Here is an 18,506-nt window from a genome sequence, read left to right as displayed (position 1 = left end):
CGCTACGCTTACCGGGCCTACGCTTTTGTAGGCCGGGTAAGGCGAAGCCGCCACCCGGCAAAACAGTCTACTCCAGATCCGCCCCGTTACTTGCAATCACCTTCTTATACCACCAGAACGATTTCTTGCGTTTCCTGTCCAGCGTGCCGTTTCCGGCGTCGTCGCGGTCAACGTACACAAACCCGTAGCGCTTGCTCATCTCGCCCGTTGAGGCGGCCACCAGGTCGATGCAGCCCCAGGTGGTGTAGCCCATCAGCGGCACGCCGTCCTCAATCGCGTCACCCATCGCGCGAATATGCTCGCGCAGATAGCTGATGCGGTAGTCGTCGTTAATCTCGCCGTTTTCATCAATAACGTCTTTCGCCCCGAGACCGTTTTCCACCAGGAACAGCGGCTTCTGGTAGCGGTCGTACATCATGTTCATGGTGATGCGCAGGCCGAGCGGGTCGATGCCCCAGCCCCATTCGCTCACCTGAATATGCGGGTTGCGCAGGGATTTCACGATGTTCGCGGCGCTGGTGTTGCCCGCGTTCATATCTGCCGACGCGCAGCGCGAAGCGTAATAGCTGAACGAGACAAAATCGACGGTGTTTTTCAGCAGTTCGTCGTCGCCAGGATCTTTCACAATCACCACGCCTTTCTCGCGGAACACGCGGGCGGAGTAGGCCGGATAGCTGCCGCGCGCCTGCACGTCGATAAAGAACAGGTTCTCGCGATCTTTCTCCAGCGCCATCCACACGTCTTCTGGCTTGCAGGAGTACGGGTAGAAATTCCCGCCCGCCAGCATGCAGCCGACCTGGTTTTCCGGGTTTACCTCGTGGGCGATTTTGGTCGCCAGCGCGCTCGCCACCAGCTCGTGGTGTGCGGCCTGATATTTCACCTGATCTTCGTTTTCGCCTTCTTCAAATACCAGGCCCGCGCCAGAGAACGGGCTGTGCAACATGATGTTGATTTCATTGAAGGTCAGCCAGTATTTCACCAGACCATTAAATTCCTCGAAGCAGGTGCGGGCGTAACGGGCGAAGAAATCGACCATCTTGCGGTTGCGCCAGGAACCGTACTCCGTCACCAGGTGCATCGGCACGTCGAAGTGGCAGAGGGTCACCAGCGGCTCGATGTTGTACTTTTTGCACTCTTCAAACACCGCGCGGTAGAAGGCAATACCTTCTTTATTGGGCAGCGGCTCATCGCCATTTGGATAGAGGCGGCTCCAGGCAATTGAGGTGCGGAACACCGTAAACCCCATCTCCGCCATCAGGGCGATGTCTTCTTTGTAGCGATGATAAAAATCAATCGCTTCATGGCTTGGGTAAAACTCGTCGTCACGCAACGAAAACCGCTTTTCCTTACCGACCTTTACCGCCAGACGATTCGCGCCGTGGGGGATCATATCGACCGTTGTGAGCCCTTTGCCGCCTTCGCGATAAGCGCCTTCACTCTGGTTGGCGGCAAGCGCGCCGCCCCATAAAAATCCTTTTGGAAAAACAGACATTCTTACCTCACTCTCAATTTATGCTTTTGCTGCTTTGCTCTGTACCGGGGCACTCTGGAGGGCGCGCGCTTTTTCAGCATCGTCTTCGACCGGGATATCTTCAAAACCTAATATCAGGGTCAGAACGAACGACAGCACCACCGCCAGCGCCATGACACCGAACACCCAGACGATGGTCATCGGGTTCGCCGGGTCGAAGAACTGCACGCTGGTAAACAGCCCTGGTGCTGCCATCGAATGGCTGGCAAGTCCGGCAATGCCGGCCACCGCACCGCAGATAAAACCGCTGATCAGGCTCGCAATCAGCGGACGTTTCAGCCGTATCGCTACACCGTACAGCGCGGGTTCAGAGATCCCCGCCATGATGGCAGAGGCTGCCGCCGCTAACGCCGTCTGGCGCAGCTCCGGGTTTTTGGTTTTCCAGGCTACCGCCAGAGACGAACCGCCAAGGGAGAGGTTGGCGCCGATTTCCGACGGCATGACCATCCCTTCTTTGCCCGTTTCGGCAATGGTCTGGATGATGGTTGGCGTAAAGACGCGGTGCATCCCGGTCATCACCAGCAGCGGCCAGAGTGCTCCCATGATCGCCACGGAGAGCCAGCCCAGATAGCCGTGAATGGTGTAAACCAGCGCGGAGATGGCGCTACCGATCCAGATCCCCAGCGGCCCAATCAGCACAATGGCGAGCGGGGCGGCAATCAGCACGATCAGCATCGGTTTGAGGAAGTTTTTGGTCACTGCCGGGGTAATGCGATCGACCCAGCGTTCGATGTACGACAGGCACCAGGTCATCACCAGCGCCGGGATCACGGTGTAGGTGTATTTCACCGCCGTTACTGGAATGAAGGCGAACTCAACATGCTCGCCCTGCGCGGCTTTCGCCATCAACTCGATAAAGCTCGGATGAACCAAAACCCCTGCAATGGCGATCGCCAGCGACATGTTGGTTTTGAATTTCACCGCTGCCGAGGCCGCCACCATCAGCGGCAGGAAGAAGAAGGCACCGTCGCCAATCACGGTGAGAATGGTGAGCGTCGGCGCGCCTTTAGGCAGCACGCCGGTCATCTCAAGGATCATCGCCAGCAGTTTAACCATCGAGCCACCGATGATCGCCGGGATCAGCGGCGACATGGTGCCGATGAGCGCATCCAGGATCCCGGCGCCAATGCGGCGCAATGTCAATTTCTGTGGACCTTCCGGTGATGCAGGCTGCAGGTCGGCTGGCAGCAGGCTGACTACCTCGCGGTAGGCCTGAGAAACGGTGTTGCCAATGATCACCTGGCACTGGTTGTCGTTGCGCACTACGCCGAGCACGCCGCTAATGCTTTTCAGACGCGCAGCGTCGGTGAGGCTTTCGTCTTTCAGGACGAAGCGCAGACGCGTCATGCAGTGGGTGACGGCGACGATGTTCTCTTTGCCGCCCAGCGCGCTGACGACATCATTCGCCAGCGCAGCGTAATTTTTGGCCATCGGATGAGATCCTGTTATCGTTGTGAGAAATGTAGGAAACCGGTTCCACATAATCATCATGAGTTTCTTTGAATGAAACAAGATCACATTTCGACCATTTTTTCATTTCGTGATGATGATCACCAGGCGGTGCAAAAAGCGTGATTTCATCGCTGCGACAATTTTTCTGCAGTGCAGTACACTGCGCTCCATCAGTTTCAGACGGAATAACAAGATGACCACGATGCTTGAAGTGGCGAAGCGGGCAGGCGTTTCGAAAGCAACGGTATCCCGGGTGCTGTCGGGAAATGGCTATGTCAGCCAGGAGACCAAAGACCGGGTGTTTCAGGCCATTGAAGAGAGCGGCTATCGCCCGAATTTACTGGCGCGCAACCTGGCGACCAAACGCACCCAGACGCTGGGGCTGGTAGTGACAAACACCCTGTATCACGGCGTCTACTTTAGCGAACTGCTGTTTAACGCCGCGCGGATGACAGAAGAAAAAGGGCGGCAGCTGATCCTTGCTGACGGCAAGCACAGCGCTGATGAAGAGCGTGAGGCGATCCAGTATTTACTCGATATGCGTTGCGATGCGGTGATTATCTACCCGCGTTTCCTGAGCGTGGATGAGATGGATGAGATCGTCGAGAAGTGTGAGCAACCGATTATGGTGCTTAACCGCCGCTTGCGGAAAAACAGCAGCCACAGCGTCTGGTCCGATCATAAAGCTTCCTGTCAGGAGGCGGTGTCGCAGCTGATTGAGAAAGGGCACAGAGAGATCGCATTTATCACTGGTTCGCTGGATTCACCCACCGGGGTTGAACGTCTCTCCGGCTACAAGGACGCACTGGTTCAGCACGGTATTCCGCTACACGAAGGGCTGATTGCGCAGGGTAAGTGGAACCCGGCCAGTGGTGCAGCGGCGGTTTCCGAGCTGTTGGCTCGGGGGGCAACCTTTACGGCGCTGGTAGCGAGTAACGACGATATGGCAATCGGTGCCATGAAGCAGCTGCACGACAGCGGCGTGGTCACCCCGGACGCGGTATCGGTAATCGGTTTTGACGACGTGGCCATCGCGCCTTATATCGTGCCGTCGCTTTCCAGCGTTCGCATTCCGGTGACGGAGATGATCAAAGAAACCATCAGCCGACTGATCTTTATGCTCGACGGCGGGGAGTTTAAATATCAGCAAACGTTCTCCGGCGAGCTTGTCCTGCGTGGCTCCGTCATTGACGGCCCTCATCGTTGATGTCGACAGCTGTCATCGTCAGAAGTGACGATGACAGTGCCAGCGTAATTTTTAAATTTATTTAAAATCAATGCCTTAATAATTGGCACGGTTTATGAATATCTCCGCGCATAACAGTAATGCTGGAGAAGCAGATGAACCGTTTTATTATGGCCGATGCCAGTAAGTGCATTGGTTGCCGTACCTGTGAAGTGGCGTGCGTGGTTTCCCATCAGGCGGAGCAGGATTGCGCGTCGCTTACCCCTGATACTTTTTTGCCCCGCATCCATGTCATTAAAGGCGTGAATATTTCCACCGCCGCCATCTGTCGTCAGTGCGAAGACGCACCGTGCGCGAATGTCTGCCCGAACGGGGCGATTAAACGCGAAAAAGGGTTTGTGCACGTGATGCAGGAGCGCTGCATCGGCTGTAAAACCTGCGTGGTTGCCTGCCCGTATGGCGCGATGGAAGTGGTTGTCCGTCCGGTTGTGCGTAACAGCGGCATGGGCCTGAATGTGCGCACGGACAAAGCCGAAGCCAACAAGTGTGACCTCTGCTACCACCGTGAAGCGGGCCCGGCCTGCATAGAAGCCTGCCCGACGCACGCCCTGGTGTGTGTTGATCGCGAAAAGCTCGAACAGATGAGTGCGGAAAAACGCCGTCGTGCGGTGTTCGATACCTCTTCATCTCTGCTGTTCTGATCCGCCATGTGCAGTAACGGCGTACAGCTGCGCGTGCGCGGCAAAGTGCAGGGCGTCGGGTTTCGTCCCTTCGTCTGGCAACTGGCGCAGTCGCTTCAGTTATCCGGCGACGTCTGCAATGACGGAGAGGGCGTGCTGGTGCGGCTCGCGGGTAATGGGGGGGCCTTTACCGCGAGGCTGCGCCAGGACTGCCCACCGCTGGCGCGTATTGACGCGATCGACTTGCAGCCCTTCACCTGGAGGCGTGTGCCGGAGGACTTTACCATCCGTCACAGCGCGGGCGGTGCGATGGACACCCAGATTGTACCGGATGCCGCTACCTGTCCGGCATGCCTGGCTGAGATGCGCGATCCCCGTGAACGCCGTTATCGCTATCCGTTTATCAACTGCACCCACTGTGGTCCGCGTTTTACCATTATCCGCGCCATGCCTTATGACCGCCCGGCCACGTCGATGGCGACATTCCCCCTGTGCGAACCGTGTGAAACGGAGTATCGCAACCCCGCAGACCGCCGTTTTCATGCGCAGCCCGTCGCCTGCCCGGACTGCGGGCCGGAGCTGGAATGGCGTGCGGGAGACAGCATTGCCACCCGCGAGTCTGCGTTAAGCGCTGCGGTAGAGATGCTGAAAAACGGTGGCATTGTTGCCATCAAAGGGTTAGGGGGTTTTCACCTCGCCTGTGATGCGCTCAATCCGCAGGCGGTCGCGCGACTTCGAACGCGCAAACAGCGTCCCTCGAAGCCGCTGGCCGTGATGATCCCGCAGGCGGAAGCGCTGCCGACGGCGATTCAGACGCTGTTATGCTCACCTGCAGCCCCCATTGTGCTCACGCCAAAGGTGTGGTTGCCCGCGTTGCCCGACGAGATAGCTCCGGGCCTGGACTCGGTAGGCATCATGCTGCCCGCAAACCCGCTGCAACATTTGCTCATGCTCGACTGCCAGCGTCCGCTGGTGATGACCTCCGGTAATCTCAGCGGCAAACCGCCCGCCATCAGTAATCAGCAGGCGCTGGACGAGCTTGGGGAGATTGCAGACGGTTTTCTGCTCCACAACCGCGACATTGTGCAGAGGATGGATGATTCGGTCCTGCTTCAGGACGGGACAATGCTGCGCCGTGCGCGCGGTTTTGTACCGGATGCCATCACGTTGCCTGCAGGTTTTAGCAATATACCCGCTATGTTGTGTACAGGTAGCGAGATGAAAAATACGTTCTGCCTGGTGCGCGGGAACCAGGCCGTGCTGAGCCAGCATTTTGGCGATCTCAGTGACGAGGGTGTCGAAGCCCAGTGGCGTTCGGCACTGGCGCTGATGCAGCAGATCTATACCTTTCAACCGGAGCGTGTGGTGTGCGATGCCCATCCGGGTTACCACACCCGACAATGGGCACACGAGCAGGCGTTGCCGGTCGACACCGTGTTGCACCATCACGCACACGCGGCGGCGTGCCTGGCTGAAAACGGCTGGCCGCTCGACGGTGGCGATGTTATCGCGTTGACGCTGGACGGGATCGGCATGGGCGAGAACGGTGCGCTGTGGGGGGGGGAATGTCTGCGGGTGAACTACTGCGACTGCGAGCATCTCGGTGGATTACCTGCCGTGGCGTTGCCTGGTGGGGATCTGGCGGCCGTTCAGCCGTGGCGCAATTTACTCGCACATTGCCTGGCGTTTGTGCCTGACTGGCAGCACTACCCGGAAACGCGTGCGGTACAGCGCCAAAACTGGCCGCTGCTGGCGACAGCAATCGGGCGTGGCGTCAATGCGCCGCTGGCCTCGTCATGCGGAAGGCTTTTCGATGCAATCGCCTGCGCGCTGGGCATAGAAACGCAACGCTACGAAAGTGAAGCGGCTTGCCGGCTGGAAGCACTGGCTTCACAGTGCGCCGGTGTCGCGCACCCGGTCACGCTTTCGGTGGATAATCTCTCCCTCTTCTGGCAGCAATGGCTGAACTGGCAGGCGGAGCCCTGCGAACGCGCATGGGCGTTTCACGATGCGCTGGCAAAAGGGTTGGCGCAATTAGTCAAATTGCATGCCATGCGTTTATCACTTTCCACGGTGTGCTTCAGCGGTGGGGTGTTACACAACCGCCTGCTGCGTGCGCGTCTGCGTCATTATCTTTCAGACTTTACGCTTCTTTTTCCTTCGCGCCTGCCCGCAGGTGACGGAGCGATCTCCTTCGGGCAGGCGGTGGTCGCCGCCGCCCGGTCATGTTCACAAAGGACTTAAAATGTTACGACTCTTACGCAATGAACCTCGCGCCGCGCTTCTGCTGCTGGCTCTGGTAATGGCAAACCTGCTGGCCTGGGGATGGGCATGGCAAACCTTCAGCGGCAGCACGGCGTTGATGGCGGCAAGCCTGCTTGCCTGGTGTTACGGACTTCGCCATGCGGTGGATGCCGACCACATTGCGGCTATTGATACCGTCACGCGTAAGATGATGCAGCAGGGCAAACGCCCATCCGGCGTAGGGGCCTGGTTCTCGCTGGGTCATTCCACCATCGTGGTGCTGGCCTCCATTGCCATTGCTGCCACCGCTACGGCGTTTCAGAAAAATATGGCATGGTTTCACGAGACAGGGAGTCTGATTGGAACAGCCGTTTCCGCGACTTTCCTGCTGGCGATGGCGCTGGTCAATATGGTGATTTTACGCGGCGTCTGGCGCAGTTTTCAGGCGCTGAAAAAGGGGCGCGCGACAAGCAGTGAAGTAGAGTTACCTGCACAGGGCGGCGTCATGAACTGGTTATTTGGCGCAACCTTCCGGCTGGTCAACAAAAGCTGGCAGATGTACCTGGTCGGATTCCTGTTTGGTCTGGGGTTTGACACTGCCACCGAAATTGGCGTGTTGGGCATTTCTGCCGCCAGCGCCTCTCACGGGATGTCGGTGTGGTCAATCATGATCTTCCCGGCGCTCTTCGCCAGCGGTATGGCGCTGGTCGATACCCTCGACAATTTGTTGATGGTCGGTGCTTACGGATGGGCGTTTAACAAACCGCAACGTAAGCTCTACTACAACATGACCATTACCGGGACATCTGTGGTGGTGGCGCTGTTTATTGGCGGGCTGGAAGCGCTGGGTCTGCTGATGGATAAATTCGCCCTCAGCGGTGGCGTCTGGGATGTGATTGGCGCGGTAAACGACAACCTGGGCAACGCCGGATTTGTGGTGGTCGGGCTGTTTGTCGCCTGCTGGCTGATCTCCATGGTCAACTACCGCTGGCGCGGCTACGATGCGCTGGTCGTGCGCTCCTGAGCCGGCGGTAGCCAGGCGCGGGTGAAATCAAGCCAGCCGCTGGCAGTCAGCACAATGTTCTGCACATTTTCCATCGTGTTGATGCGATAGCGGTAGTGGAAAAGCGGCGTACAGGCGCCGCTTTCAAGCAGGCGATGAAAGAAGGCGGGCAAGTGTGCTCTTAGCGTTTCCTCACTTTCGCAATACGCCATCAGCGTCTGCTTTGCGTTTTGCCACGCGCTCTCACCCAGCGCGGCGATCCACGCGGGTTCTTCAGTAAACCACTCTGCCAGCGCAAAGACCGGTACTTCACCGGCAAGATAATCCCCCAGTAAGATATCCGCTTGCGCCAGCGCGTCAGGCGCATGCCACTCTTCGCGATCTTTCCAGTGAATCGTGACGTCGCAGCCACGCTTTTTCAGGCGAGTTTGCAGCATGCCGGCGAGATCGCACAGCACCGGCGTGTGATAGCAGACCAGTGAAAGGGCTGGTGGAAGCGTCACGTCAGGCGCTTCAGGATACGCGGGTGTCGTGATCCCGGGCAGTATTTCCGTACGGGTTTCAACATCATCCCGGCGGATGAACTGCTGGTTAAGATGCTGGATTTCCTGGCGTAACCAGGCGGCCAGCGGTTTTGGTAACCGGGCATTCACCATCAGCCAGGAAAACCCACCGCTGGTGGTGGTGATGGACTCCTGGGCGTTTTCTCCTTTACCAACGGTTATCCATGCCGGTTTTTCTGTTCCGGCGCGGGTTCGCCAGAACTCAATTGCATGCAGCAGGGGATGTGTCGCAAAGTACCACGGCTGACGCTCAAGGCGCAGATAGTGCGAGTGATGATGAGCAATTGCAAAGGGGCCTGCACCCACATTCGGTTGTTGCGGATGTGGCAAACGGCAAACATGATGCGCGAGACGATGCGCCAGCATGGCGTCTGGCGCGTTAAGCGTGATTTCCAGACACCACGGTGCGATAAGCATCACTTTGCTCACGTGAGTTAGCCCTGTATTACGTGCGGGATCGGCCAACAACTGGTGCAGCGCGCCGAGAATATCTTCATCGCTGATCGCTTGTCCGTTATGCCAGTGCGCACCGCTACGCAGGTAAAAGCGCCAGCGAAGTTTGTCGTCACTACTCTCCCAGTGATGGGCTAAATCGGCCACCGGTTGCGGGTGGCCGGGGACGTAACGCGTCAACCCAGCGTGAACCGCGCAGATAATATGCTGTTCGGCACGGCGACGCTGGAAAGCGGGATGAAGCAAGGTGAGCGGGCGATACCACGGAATACGGAGCGTCGGCTGGTGTTTAAGCCATTTACCCCCTAAAAACGGAGTAATGATGTGATGCAGGCTAGCCGGGTCGCCATCGGCCAGCTGCAACGCGCTCTGGTAGTCCCCTTTTTCCAGGCAGGCATGCATCAGCGGTGCGCTCAGTTCGCTGGTGGTTGTCAGGCAATGCAGGATGGCACGATGCCCACGTCCTGGTTGCGCCTGCCAGCTTAACCATCCGCTTTGCGTAAGCTGGCGCAGCAATGTGCGTGCATGGCGCTCACTGCATAACGCGACACCGGCCACTTCCGCGATGGTCGTGGGCTTTGGCTCTGTGCCGTAGTGCTGATAAAGCCGTTGATACTGTCGGATTTTCTGAAGCTGGCGCATGACGGCGTACCGGTAACAAAAGGAGAATGGTGAGAGTGTAGGGTGTTTTGCGGAATAAATAAGGGTGGGATATATAAAGTGTTCCGGTTTTATTCCCTCTCCGGTGAGAGAGGGAACAGGATTGTGCAGCGTCAGGCTTCGATCTGCGCCCGGATCTTCAGCGCGATGCTTTCGGCCTGTGGGCCCAGAATCACCTGCGCGTTCTGCGTACCCATTTTCAGAATGCCTTTCGCCCCCAGTGATTTCAGCGCCTGTTCATCCAGCACGCTGTTATCTGTAAGCGTTAAGCGCAGGCGAGTTATACAGGCATCGACAATCTTCAGGTTATCTTTGCCACCCAATGCTGCGATGTATTGGGCAATCGCCTCGCTTTGATCGTCAGAATCACCCGTTACCGTGTCGTCGTCTTCGCGACCCGGCGTTTTCAGCTTGAAGAAGCGAATCGCGAACGTGAATACCACAAAGTAGATCGCGAAGAACAGAGCAATCAGAGGGATCAGGAGCCATGGCTTCGTGGCAAGACCCCAGTTCAGGACGAAGTCGATAAGCCCGGCGGAAAAACCAAAGCCATGCAGCACGCCGAGGCTGTTGGCGATTACCATACTCACACCAGCAAGTACCGCATGCAGGGCATACAGGGCTGGAGCGAGGAACAGGAAGGAGAACTCAATTGGCTCGGTAATGCCCGTCAGGAAGGCGGTCAGGGCGACAGAGAGCAGCATCCCGCCGACGGCTGAGCGACGTGCTTTTGGCGCGGCGAAATACATCGCCAGTGCCGCGCCCGGAAGACCGCCCATAAAGATCGGATATGCCCAGGCCATGTAGACCCCTGCATGCGGGTCACCGGCAAAGAAGCGGTTAAGATCGCCCCGGGTTAAGTCGGTGGCAATCTGCGTGATGCTGGATCCGTCAATACCTGGCACCATGCTGCCAACGACCAGACCTTTCACCACGTCCGGCGCGAGACAGATGTTATGTACCGCGCTGGCAGCATCGTAAGTCACTTTCAGACAGTCACCGAGGCTGAACCAGAAGACGGAATGCAGTATGTAGTGCAGGCCGAAAGGAATTAACGCGCGGTTAAGGACACCGTAAATAAACCAGCCGGGCTCACCGCTACGGGACACCAGCAAACTGAAGGTATCAATGCCGTGCTGCACGGAAGGCCAGACGTAGCCGCAAATCCATGCGATGAATAGACAAATTAACCCGGTCATGATGGGCACCAGACGTTTACCAGCAAAGAACGCAAGGAAATCCGGCAGTTTAGTATTGGAGAAGCGGTTATAGCAGTGACCGGCCACCACACCCGCAATAATCCCGGCAAAGAAGGACATGTTAATGGAGGCGTTAATCACCGCTGTGGCTTTGGTGAGGACCAGAAAGCCGACAGCACCCGCGAGAGCTGCAGCACCTGCATTGTCTTTTGCCAGACCAATGGCGATACCCAGAGCAAACAACAGCGGCAGGCTGTCGAAGATCCCGCCACCGGCACTGGCAATAAACGGAATATTAAATACGTCAGGCTGGCCGAGGCGTAATAATATGGCTGCAACTGGTAAGGTGGCGATAGGCAACATCAGGGCTTTACCCAGACGTTGAAGATAACTAAATGCATTCATGAGAGAGGATTCCAAAAAGACTTAATTCACATCGGAAAATAACAGCTTTTATTTTAATGTGGAAGCAGAGGAGATAAAAATGTGATGCGATATAAATTAATTTTTATTATATTCCTCAGGTGAGTCATTCCTGAAATAAACAATGATGCATTCTATTATTTGTTCCGGTTTTTGCTGGTGGCGCTTCACACATTTGCTGAAGGAGAAGCGCCGCCAGACCTTCAGTTATCACGTTTGCTTACCGGAATCATCAGCTCCCGCAGGCGCTCGATACGAGCTTCAGGACTCACCCATAGCTAGCGAAATAAAATGTGCTCTGCTTTTCTGACCTGCTTAAAATAGTGAGCGAGATAGTTAAGCTCTTCGGTGAAATGTGCCATGAAATACCCCTTCGCGTTAATGTGTGATCAGGGTAGATTGTTATTAGGGAATAAAACAGGGCAATGTTTTTCAGGTGTTCCGGTTTTAAGTATTGATGGGAATAATAAATAAAGGATTGATAGCGATGATTTATCTTATTTGTATTTATTTTATGAATAAATTGCGTAAAAAAAAGCGTTTAGACTTTTGAACTTCGCCAACCTGCACCGGCTGGCGAAGTGTCCAGGGCTCAAAGATTAGATAATTCCAGCCTGGTAGAAATCCTGCAGGTTGATGGCGCCGCACAGCTTGCCGCCGTCATCCACCACCGGTGCGGCGGTGATTTTACGTTTCATCAGAACCTCTTTGGCCTCAATGGCGCGGCTGTCGGCGTTCAACGTCAGCCCGCCCTGGGTCATCGCTTCAGAAACCGGCGATTCCAGCTTGCCGCCTCCGACCAGCCAGCGACGCAGATCGCCGTCGGTAAATACACCTTTAACAAAGCTGTCGCTGTCACACACGGCGACCAATCCCAGCCCGGTACGGCTCAGTTCCAGCATCGCGTCCATCACGCTGGTATCGAGTTTGACCTGTGGGATGGCATCGTCGATGCGCATCAGGTGATGAACCTTGTTGAGCAGGCGTGCGCCGAGCGCACCCGCCGGATGTGAACGGGCGAAATCTTCTTCGTTAAAGCCGCGCGCCTGCATCACTGCCATTGCCAGCGCGTCGCCCATCATCAGCGTATTAACGGTGCTGGATGTGGGGGCGAGGTGCATCGGACAGGCTTCACGCTCAACGGAAATATCCAGCGTGGCCTTGGCTGCCAGCGCCAGCGGCGAGCGGGATTTGCCGGTCATTGCCAGCAGAGCGACCGTTTTTTCCTGCAGGCGCGGAATGATGAGATCCAGCTCTTTGGCCGAACCGGAGTAGGAGATAAACAGCATCACATCGCGGCTTTCGATCATCCCCAGATCGCCGTGCAGTGCTTCTGCCGGATGAACAAAAAAGGCCGGAGTACCGGTGCTGGCAAGCGTCGCCGCAATTTTCTTACCGATGTGACCTGACTTACCTATTCCGGAGACAATCACCTTACCTTCGCACTGAATAATGGTGTTGGCCGCGCGAACAAAATCCTCGCCCAAGCGTTCGGGCAGGCGGCTGGCTTCCTGTAGCTCCAGCATCAGGGTCTGGCGGCCAGCGTTTAACAGAAAATCACTCATCTTTCTCTCCGGTTACGATCACGTCGATGCCTTTCTCTTCCAGCGCTTTTTTGAACGCCGGGTCGATACCTGCGTCGGTAATCAGTTTGTCGACGCTTTCCAGGCTGCAAACGATATTGGGGCTTTTACGGCCAAACTTCGATGAATCTGCCATCAGAATCACTTCCCGCGCGGCATTGCACATGGCTTTGCTGACGCTGAACACCTCGTTGAAGGTGGTCACGCCCGCGTTCAGGTCGATGCCGTCGGTGCCCATAAAGAGTTTATCAAAGCTGAAGTGGTCGAAGGCGTTCTCTGCCAGCTGGCCGTGGAATGACGCCGATTTCTTACGAAAGGTGCCACCCGGCATCAGAATGGTTTGCTCGCTATCGAATTCAGAGAGGGCGTTGACGATATGCAGGCTGTTGGTCATCACCGTGATGTTGTTAAAGCGACTGAGTAGCGGGATCATTTGCAACACGGTACTGCCTGCGTCAAGAATGATGGAATCGCCATCGTGAATAAATTTCACCGCCGCTTCGGCAATCAGCGCCTTCTGGTGGGTGTTGATCAGCGTTTTGTGATCGATAGGCGGGTCGGCTTCATCCTTATTGAGCACCACACCGCCGTAAGTCCGAATGACGGCGCCAGAGTTTTCGAGCAATACCAGGTCTTTGCGTATTGTCGTGCCGGTGGTGTCAAAGTAGTGGGCCAGATCGTCTACCGAGCATTTTCCCTGCTTTTGCAGATGCTCGAGAATGGCCGCCTGCCGCTGACGAGGTTTCATAGGCGCTTCGTTCCTTAGGTTGCGAAATGATAATTTCGCAAGTCTATAGCTTTCACAACGAAATTATCCATGTTTCAGATTAAGCGCTAATGATAGTGCATTCTGACAGAGTGGATCATGGGGAAAGATCACATCAGGCTGCAATTCCTGCAACGACAGTCCGTTAATCGCCTGGATTTTCGCCGGGCGGGCGAAAACGGTCATGCCGCGCATGATGAGGGAATCGCAGACCTTGTCATCTTCGTCCAGCGCAACGGCAACCACCACGCGTGGTTTGAAACGTCCACCAGAACGCCCGACGCCCACGCGGCCTTTCTGACACAGCGCATCAAAGGCGCGGTTAAACTGATGGATCTGCCAGCCGCCGAAAGCCATCTGGCAGAACCAGGCGAGGGCGGCGACGGTGATGAGTGCTGTGACCATATCGGCTCCTTGTTGTGTTCCCTCTCCCACAGGGAGAGGGTTAGGGTGAGGGCATCAGCCTGCTCGATCAGAACATGACCTGCCCGCCGGTGACGTTAATTGACTGCCCGGTGCAGTACGAAGCTTTTGGACTGGCGTAAAACAGCAGCATATTCAGCACGTCCTGATAGTCGCATCCGCGCTTGAGCGGCACTTTATCAATGTAATATTGTTCCACTTCTTCAGCTTTGATACCGAGCTTGGTGGCATACTGCGGCAGCAGGGACTGGAACATCGGCGATTTCAGCAGGTTGCCCAGCATCAGCGAGTGAACGGTAATGCCATATTCGGCCAGATCCAGCGCCAGAGACTGCGTTAGCCCGACGCCGCCAAATTTTGCCGCGCTATAACCGGAGTTGTGCTTGCTGCCCACTTTGCCGGATTTCGAGTTAATCTGAATAATGCGCCCCTGAATGCCGTCGCGGATCATCAGGCGGGAAAACTCGCGGGCGCAGAGGAAATAACCCACCAGGTTCACCTGCAGCGAGCGGTCAAAATCCCCCAGTTCGAAATCGCTGATAAAGGCCGCTTTTGCAATTCCCGCGCTGTAAACCAGCAGGTCGGTACGGCCAAAAATCTCGTCCACACCGCGGGCAAGCGCCATTACGCTCTGCTCGCTGGTGGCATCGGCGCCAAACCCGTATGCCATCCCTTCGCCAAACTCGGTGTTGATGGTATCCGCCACGCGGGCAGCTTTTTCACTCTGAATATCCACTACCGCCACGCGGTAACCCTCTGCGGCAAGCCCACGGCAGAGGAACTCACCTAACGTTTGTCCCCCACCAATGACAACGGCAACCTGACTCATGTGATTCTCCTTAATTACGCAACAAATTTTAATGTACAGCCTGGGGTAACAGCCTGCGGAACCGGGCCATCGACGTGAACCGTGCCGGGGTATTCCGCCTGCGGCTGGCCGTCAAAACGCAGGGTGATATGGCCCAGCTCGCGCAGGTTTTGTTCGGCTACCTCACCGACGGCGGTCACGGCATAACGCGTTTCACCCAGCTCCAGCTGGCTGCCGGGCTTGAGTTCACCGTTCAGAACGCCATGGCAGTGGATAAAGCAAAACTCTTCGATATCCGCCGGGGCACCTTCGCGGAAGGTGATCAGCATCTGGTCGCTCAGTGCCTCCGCCGCGCTCTGGCCGATGCGGGTAATGGTGGTTTGGTAAATCACGGTCATAACAAGAACCTCTTATTGATAAATAAAGCCAGAGACAAACCAGGCAATCAGCACCGTCGGCGCGCCCGTCAGGAAGCGGCTTACCAGCACGGACGGCACGCCCACGCGCACGGTGTCCTGGCGCGCTTCGGCTAGCGACAACCCAACGGGAATGAAGTCGCATGCCGCCTGGGCGTTAATGGCAAACAGGGCGGGCAGAGCAAGGTGCGGGGGAATATTACCCAGACCAATTTGCACACCAATCAGCACGCCGATGACCTGAGCAATCACCGCCCCAGGGCCGAGAAACGGCGACAGCAGCGGGAAGGAGCAGATCAGCGCCAGTGTGACCAGCCCAAGCGGATGGCTGGCGAGCGGGGCGAGTCCGTGGGCAATCCAGTCACCCAGACCGGAGGCCATGATGATGCCGATCAGCGCCGAGACGAATGCCATAAATGGCAGAATGGTTTTCAGCACGGTATCAATAGTGTCGCGCCCGGACTGGAACAGCACCGCCACGGCGGACCCCATGCCCATGCCGACTTTTGCCAACAGACCATCGCTCTGTTCGGTGATTTTTTTGCTGGTGTCGTAATCACGCGGTGTGGCTTTTTGTGGGGCAGGGGAGCCATTCACCAGAGTGATGTTGTCCTCTTTCACGCCCGACACATAAATGTCTTCCAGGATGTATTGCGCCAGCGGGCCTGACTTGCCGGTGGAGTGAATATTCACCGTCGGAATGCGACGCTTAGGATAGATGCCGCAGCGCAGCGTGCCGCCGCAGTCGATCACCGCCACGCCGATTTCCGCTTCCGGTGGCTCGCCCTCTTTAAAGCCGTCAACCGCTTCCCAGCCGGTCAGCTCGCGTAGTTTGTCAACGATCGCCGGGCGTGTGCCTGCGGTGATGTAGACGATCTTTTTGCCTTCTGTTGCGTCGAACTCCAGCGGGCCGCCCCAGCCGCCCGTGCCTTTCTCAATGCGGATCCGGTTCATGCTGTGGCTCCTGAAAGATGGACTTTCTGTTCAAGCTGGATGCCCATTTTTTTCTCGAAAATGGCGGTGGTGAGGTCCGTCACCCAGCCGCGGAAGAAGTTGGTGACGAGGCCAACCAGCAGATAGCTCACCGCCAGTGGTCCGAGTGGCAGACCAAGGGTGGTAAGGCCGCTGGCTATCCCGAGATAGACAAACAGCTCGCCGGGGTTGATGTGCGGGAACAGACCGTTCATCGAATGGCAGCTGTAGGAGGCCGCTGCGTAGTAACTTGGTTTGTACTTTTCTGGCATAAAACGCCCGAGGCTTAAGGTCATCGGGTTGCAGAAAACGAAGGTACCGATACAGGGTAATACCAGGTAGCGGGACAGTGGGTTACCCGCGCAACGCTGAGCGAAGCGTTCAATGCGCTGCTGGCCGATAAAGTTGATCAGCGCGTTCATGATCACCAGCAGGCTGATCAGCAGGGGCAGGATCCCGGTCACCATGCCGGTGAACACTTCTCCGCCTTTCTGAAACAGCCCGATGAACCACTCGGCGCCGTGGGTGATGGTTTCTATCATTCTTCTCTCCTGTGGGGCTTTTTTGTTTTTGTCTGACCGGGCTAATAATAATCACTTTGAAAGGTTTTAAAGTGTTAGTTAGATCTCACAATGAAAGAAAAATGTATTATTTTGAAAGTTTATTGATGAGGTCAATGATTTTAGGTGGAAAAAAGCGAGGATTTGCGTGGGGGAGGTGCGTACTGCTTCCTTGAGGTGTTGCGGATGCTTTACCATACTGAGCTCTTATCGAACCCGTTAAATGGATGTCTCATGTTCAAGCGTCGTTATGCAGCGTTGTTACCTGCGCTTATTCTGCTGTCTGCCTGTAGTAGCAAACCTAAGACCGAAACCGTTCAGCAAACGGCAGGCGCGCCTTCCGGAGGATTCCTGCTGGAGCCGCAGCACAATATGATGCAGATGGGCGGCGACTTCGCGAATAACCCGGCGGCCGAGCAGTTCATTGATAAAATGGTGAGCAAACACGGCTTTGACAGGCAACAACTGCACGAAATTTTATCTCAGGCGAAGCGTCTTGATTACGTGTTGCGCCTGATGGACAGACAGGCACCGACGGCCCAGGCGCCGAGCGGGCCAAATGGCGCATGGTTGCGCTATCGCAAACAGTTTATTACCCCGGACAACGTGCAGAATGGCGTCGTGTTCTGGAATCAGTATGAGGATGCGCTGAACCGTGCGTGGCAGGTCTACGGCGTGCCGCCGGAAATTATCGTCGGGATTATCGGCGTGGAAACCCGCTGGGGCCGCGTGATGGGCAAAACCCGCATCCTGGATGCACTGGCGACACTGTCCTTTAACTACCCGCGCCGTGCCGAATATTTCTCTTCCGAGCTGGAAACCTTCCTGCTGATGGCGCGTAATGAGCAAGATGATCCGCTCGATCTGAAAGGTTCGTTTGCCGGCGCGATGGGTTATGGCCAGTTTATGCCGTCCTCCTATAAACAATACGCCGTCGACTTTAACGGCGATGGTCACATCAACCTGTGGGATCCGGTGGATGCTATTGGCAGCGTGGCGAACTACTTCAAAGCGCACGGCTGGGTGCCGGGCGGCCAGGTGGCGGTGCAGGCTAACGGCCAGGCGCCGGGGCTGGAAAACGGCTTCAAAACCAACTACAGCATTTCGCAGCTGGCAGCAGCAGGCTTAACGCCAACGCAGCCGCTGGGCAATGCGCAACAGGCAAGCCTGCTGCGTCTGGATATCGGTACCGGTTACCAGTACTGGTACGGTCTGCCAAACTTCTACACCATCACCCGCTATAACCACAGCACCCACTATGCGATGGCCGTGTGGCAGCTGGGGCTGGCGGTATCGCAGGCGCGTGTGCCTGCAGCGTCGCCGTTTAGTCAGTAACTCGCTTGATTCAGCCCTCTCCCTGGTGGAGAGGGCTGAAGATGGTCCCCTATTTTTCGCTGAAACATTTCGCCACACTCCCTTTTCAAACACACCATTTACAACGTCAATACCTTTTATTATTGTTATGTTATAACATTATTTCGGGTGTCGAGATGTCAATTTCCCTTTTTTCGCTCTCTGCGCCAGTTCGCCTTCTGCTGGCGCTGGCCATTATTGTGTTTCTCAGCCTGGCGGTGAGTTGGGCGG

The 18,506-nt window shown here is 56.3% G+C and carries 16 protein-coding genes; 5 read left to right on the top strand and 11 right to left on the bottom strand.

The genetic code is table 11. From position 1 onward, the window contains the following. Nucleotides 1–67 precede the first annotated feature (67 nt). Together ACLHV9_RS19440 and ascF are read right to left on the bottom strand one after the other, a co-directional pair. Entirely contained in the window at nucleotides 68–1,492 is a 1,425-nt protein-coding gene (locus ACLHV9_RS19440; RefSeq protein ID WP_028016829.1) for a 6-phospho-beta-glucosidase, read from the bottom strand. Nucleotides 1,493–1,510: 18 nt separating this feature from the next. Beyond that, nucleotides 1,511–2,962 carry a PTS cellobiose/arbutin/salicin transporter subunit IIBC gene (gene ascF, locus ACLHV9_RS19435; protein ID WP_028016828.1) on the bottom strand — a complete coding sequence of 484 codons (1,452 nt, stop codon included), beginning with the start codon at nucleotides 2,960–2,962 and terminating at the stop codon, nucleotides 1,511–1,513. Between the two features lie 214 nt (nucleotides 2,963–3,176). On the opposite strand from ascF, the gene ACLHV9_RS19430 reads away from it, so the two are divergent. The 4 genes from ACLHV9_RS19430 to ACLHV9_RS19415 all read left to right on the top strand — a co-directional run bounded on the left by ACLHV9_RS19430 (nucleotide 3,177) and on the right by ACLHV9_RS19415 (nucleotide 8,117). After that, the gene (locus tag ACLHV9_RS19430) at nucleotides 3,177–4,190 is read left to right on the top strand and encodes a LacI family DNA-binding transcriptional regulator (protein WP_028016827.1); all 1,014 of its coding nucleotides are present in this window, start codon (nucleotides 3,177–3,179) and stop codon (nucleotides 4,188–4,190) included. Nucleotides 4,191–4,324: 134 nt separating this feature from the next. Then, the gene (hydN, locus tag ACLHV9_RS19425; protein ID WP_028016826.1) at nucleotides 4,325–4,870 is read left to right on the top strand and encodes an electron transport protein HydN; all 546 of its coding nucleotides are present in this window, start codon (nucleotides 4,325–4,327) and stop codon (nucleotides 4,868–4,870) included. 6 nt (nucleotides 4,871–4,876) lie between these two features. Beyond that, nucleotides 4,877–7,093, top strand: coding sequence for a carbamoyltransferase HypF (gene hypF / locus ACLHV9_RS19420; protein WP_108091021.1), 2,217 nt, complete (start codon nucleotides 4,877–4,879; stop codon nucleotides 7,091–7,093). 1 nt (nucleotide 7,094) lies between these two features. Next, nucleotides 7,095–8,117: a HoxN/HupN/NixA family nickel/cobalt transporter gene (locus ACLHV9_RS19415; RefSeq protein ID WP_108091020.1), complete on the top strand. Its 1,023-nt coding sequence runs from the start codon at nucleotides 7,095–7,097 to the stop codon at nucleotides 8,115–8,117. Here ACLHV9_RS19415 and ACLHV9_RS19410 read toward each other — a convergent pair. The 9 genes from ACLHV9_RS19410 to srlA form a co-directional block, all read right to left on the bottom strand. Beyond that, nucleotides 8,090–9,754 carry an SgrR family transcriptional regulator gene (locus ACLHV9_RS19410; RefSeq protein WP_407220991.1) on the bottom strand — a complete coding sequence of 555 codons (1,665 nt, stop codon included), beginning with the start codon at nucleotides 9,752–9,754 and terminating at the stop codon, nucleotides 8,090–8,092. The genes ACLHV9_RS19415 and ACLHV9_RS19410 overlap by 28 nt on opposite strands. Nucleotides 9,755–9,885: 131 nt before the next feature. Beyond that, complete coding sequence (nagE, locus tag ACLHV9_RS19405) at nucleotides 9,886–11,376, bottom strand: N-acetylglucosamine-specific PTS transporter subunit IIBC (protein ID WP_108091018.1); 1,491 nt, start codon at nucleotides 11,374–11,376, stop codon at nucleotides 9,886–9,888. 617 nt (nucleotides 11,377–11,993) lie between these two features. Further along, complete coding sequence (gene gutQ / locus ACLHV9_RS19400; protein WP_108091017.1) at nucleotides 11,994–12,959, bottom strand: arabinose-5-phosphate isomerase GutQ; 966 nt, start codon at nucleotides 12,957–12,959, stop codon at nucleotides 11,994–11,996. Beyond that, nucleotides 12,952–13,725, bottom strand: coding sequence for a DNA-binding transcriptional repressor (locus ACLHV9_RS19395; protein ID WP_028016820.1), 774 nt, complete (start codon nucleotides 13,723–13,725; stop codon nucleotides 12,952–12,954). Before ACLHV9_RS19395 ends, gutQ begins: the two co-directional genes overlap by 8 nt. 63 nt (nucleotides 13,726–13,788) lie before the next feature. Next, nucleotides 13,789–14,148, bottom strand: coding sequence for a transcriptional regulator GutM (gutM, locus tag ACLHV9_RS19390; protein ID WP_049006093.1), 360 nt, complete (start codon nucleotides 14,146–14,148; stop codon nucleotides 13,789–13,791). A gap of 67 nt (nucleotides 14,149–14,215) precedes the next feature. Then, nucleotides 14,216–14,995: a sorbitol-6-phosphate dehydrogenase gene (srlD, locus tag ACLHV9_RS19385; protein WP_023294411.1), complete on the bottom strand. Its 780-nt coding sequence runs from the start codon at nucleotides 14,993–14,995 to the stop codon at nucleotides 14,216–14,218. A gap of 14 nt (nucleotides 14,996–15,009) precedes the next feature. Next, nucleotides 15,010–15,372: a PTS glucitol/sorbitol transporter subunit IIA gene (gene srlB, locus ACLHV9_RS19380; RefSeq protein ID WP_049006091.1), complete on the bottom strand. Its 363-nt coding sequence runs from the start codon at nucleotides 15,370–15,372 to the stop codon at nucleotides 15,010–15,012. A gap of 12 nt (nucleotides 15,373–15,384) precedes the next feature. Next, nucleotides 15,385–16,344, bottom strand: a complete 960-nt coding sequence (locus tag ACLHV9_RS19375) for a PTS glucitol/sorbitol transporter subunit IIB (RefSeq protein WP_028016817.1) — start codon at nucleotides 16,342–16,344, stop codon at nucleotides 15,385–15,387. Then, nucleotides 16,341–16,904, bottom strand: coding sequence for a PTS glucitol/sorbitol transporter subunit IIC (srlA, locus tag ACLHV9_RS19370; protein WP_028016816.1), 564 nt, complete (start codon nucleotides 16,902–16,904; stop codon nucleotides 16,341–16,343). Before srlA ends, ACLHV9_RS19375 begins: the two co-directional genes overlap by 4 nt. Before the next feature lie 252 nt (nucleotides 16,905–17,156). On the opposite strand from srlA, the gene mltB reads away from it, so the two are divergent. After that, entirely contained in the window at nucleotides 17,157–18,257 is a 1,101-nt protein-coding gene (mltB, locus tag ACLHV9_RS19365; RefSeq protein ID WP_176691090.1) for a lytic murein transglycosylase B, read from the top strand. The last annotated feature ends 249 nt before the right edge of the window (nucleotides 18,258–18,506 follow it).

This window comes from Enterobacter sp. CPE_E890 (genome assembly GCF_046521475.1).
Classification (GTDB): Bacteria; Pseudomonadota; Gammaproteobacteria; order Enterobacterales; family Enterobacteriaceae; genus Enterobacter; species Enterobacter adelaidei.
Note: the sequence above shows the minus strand (reverse complement) of the source record. Positions and strands in the feature narration are given on the sequence as shown.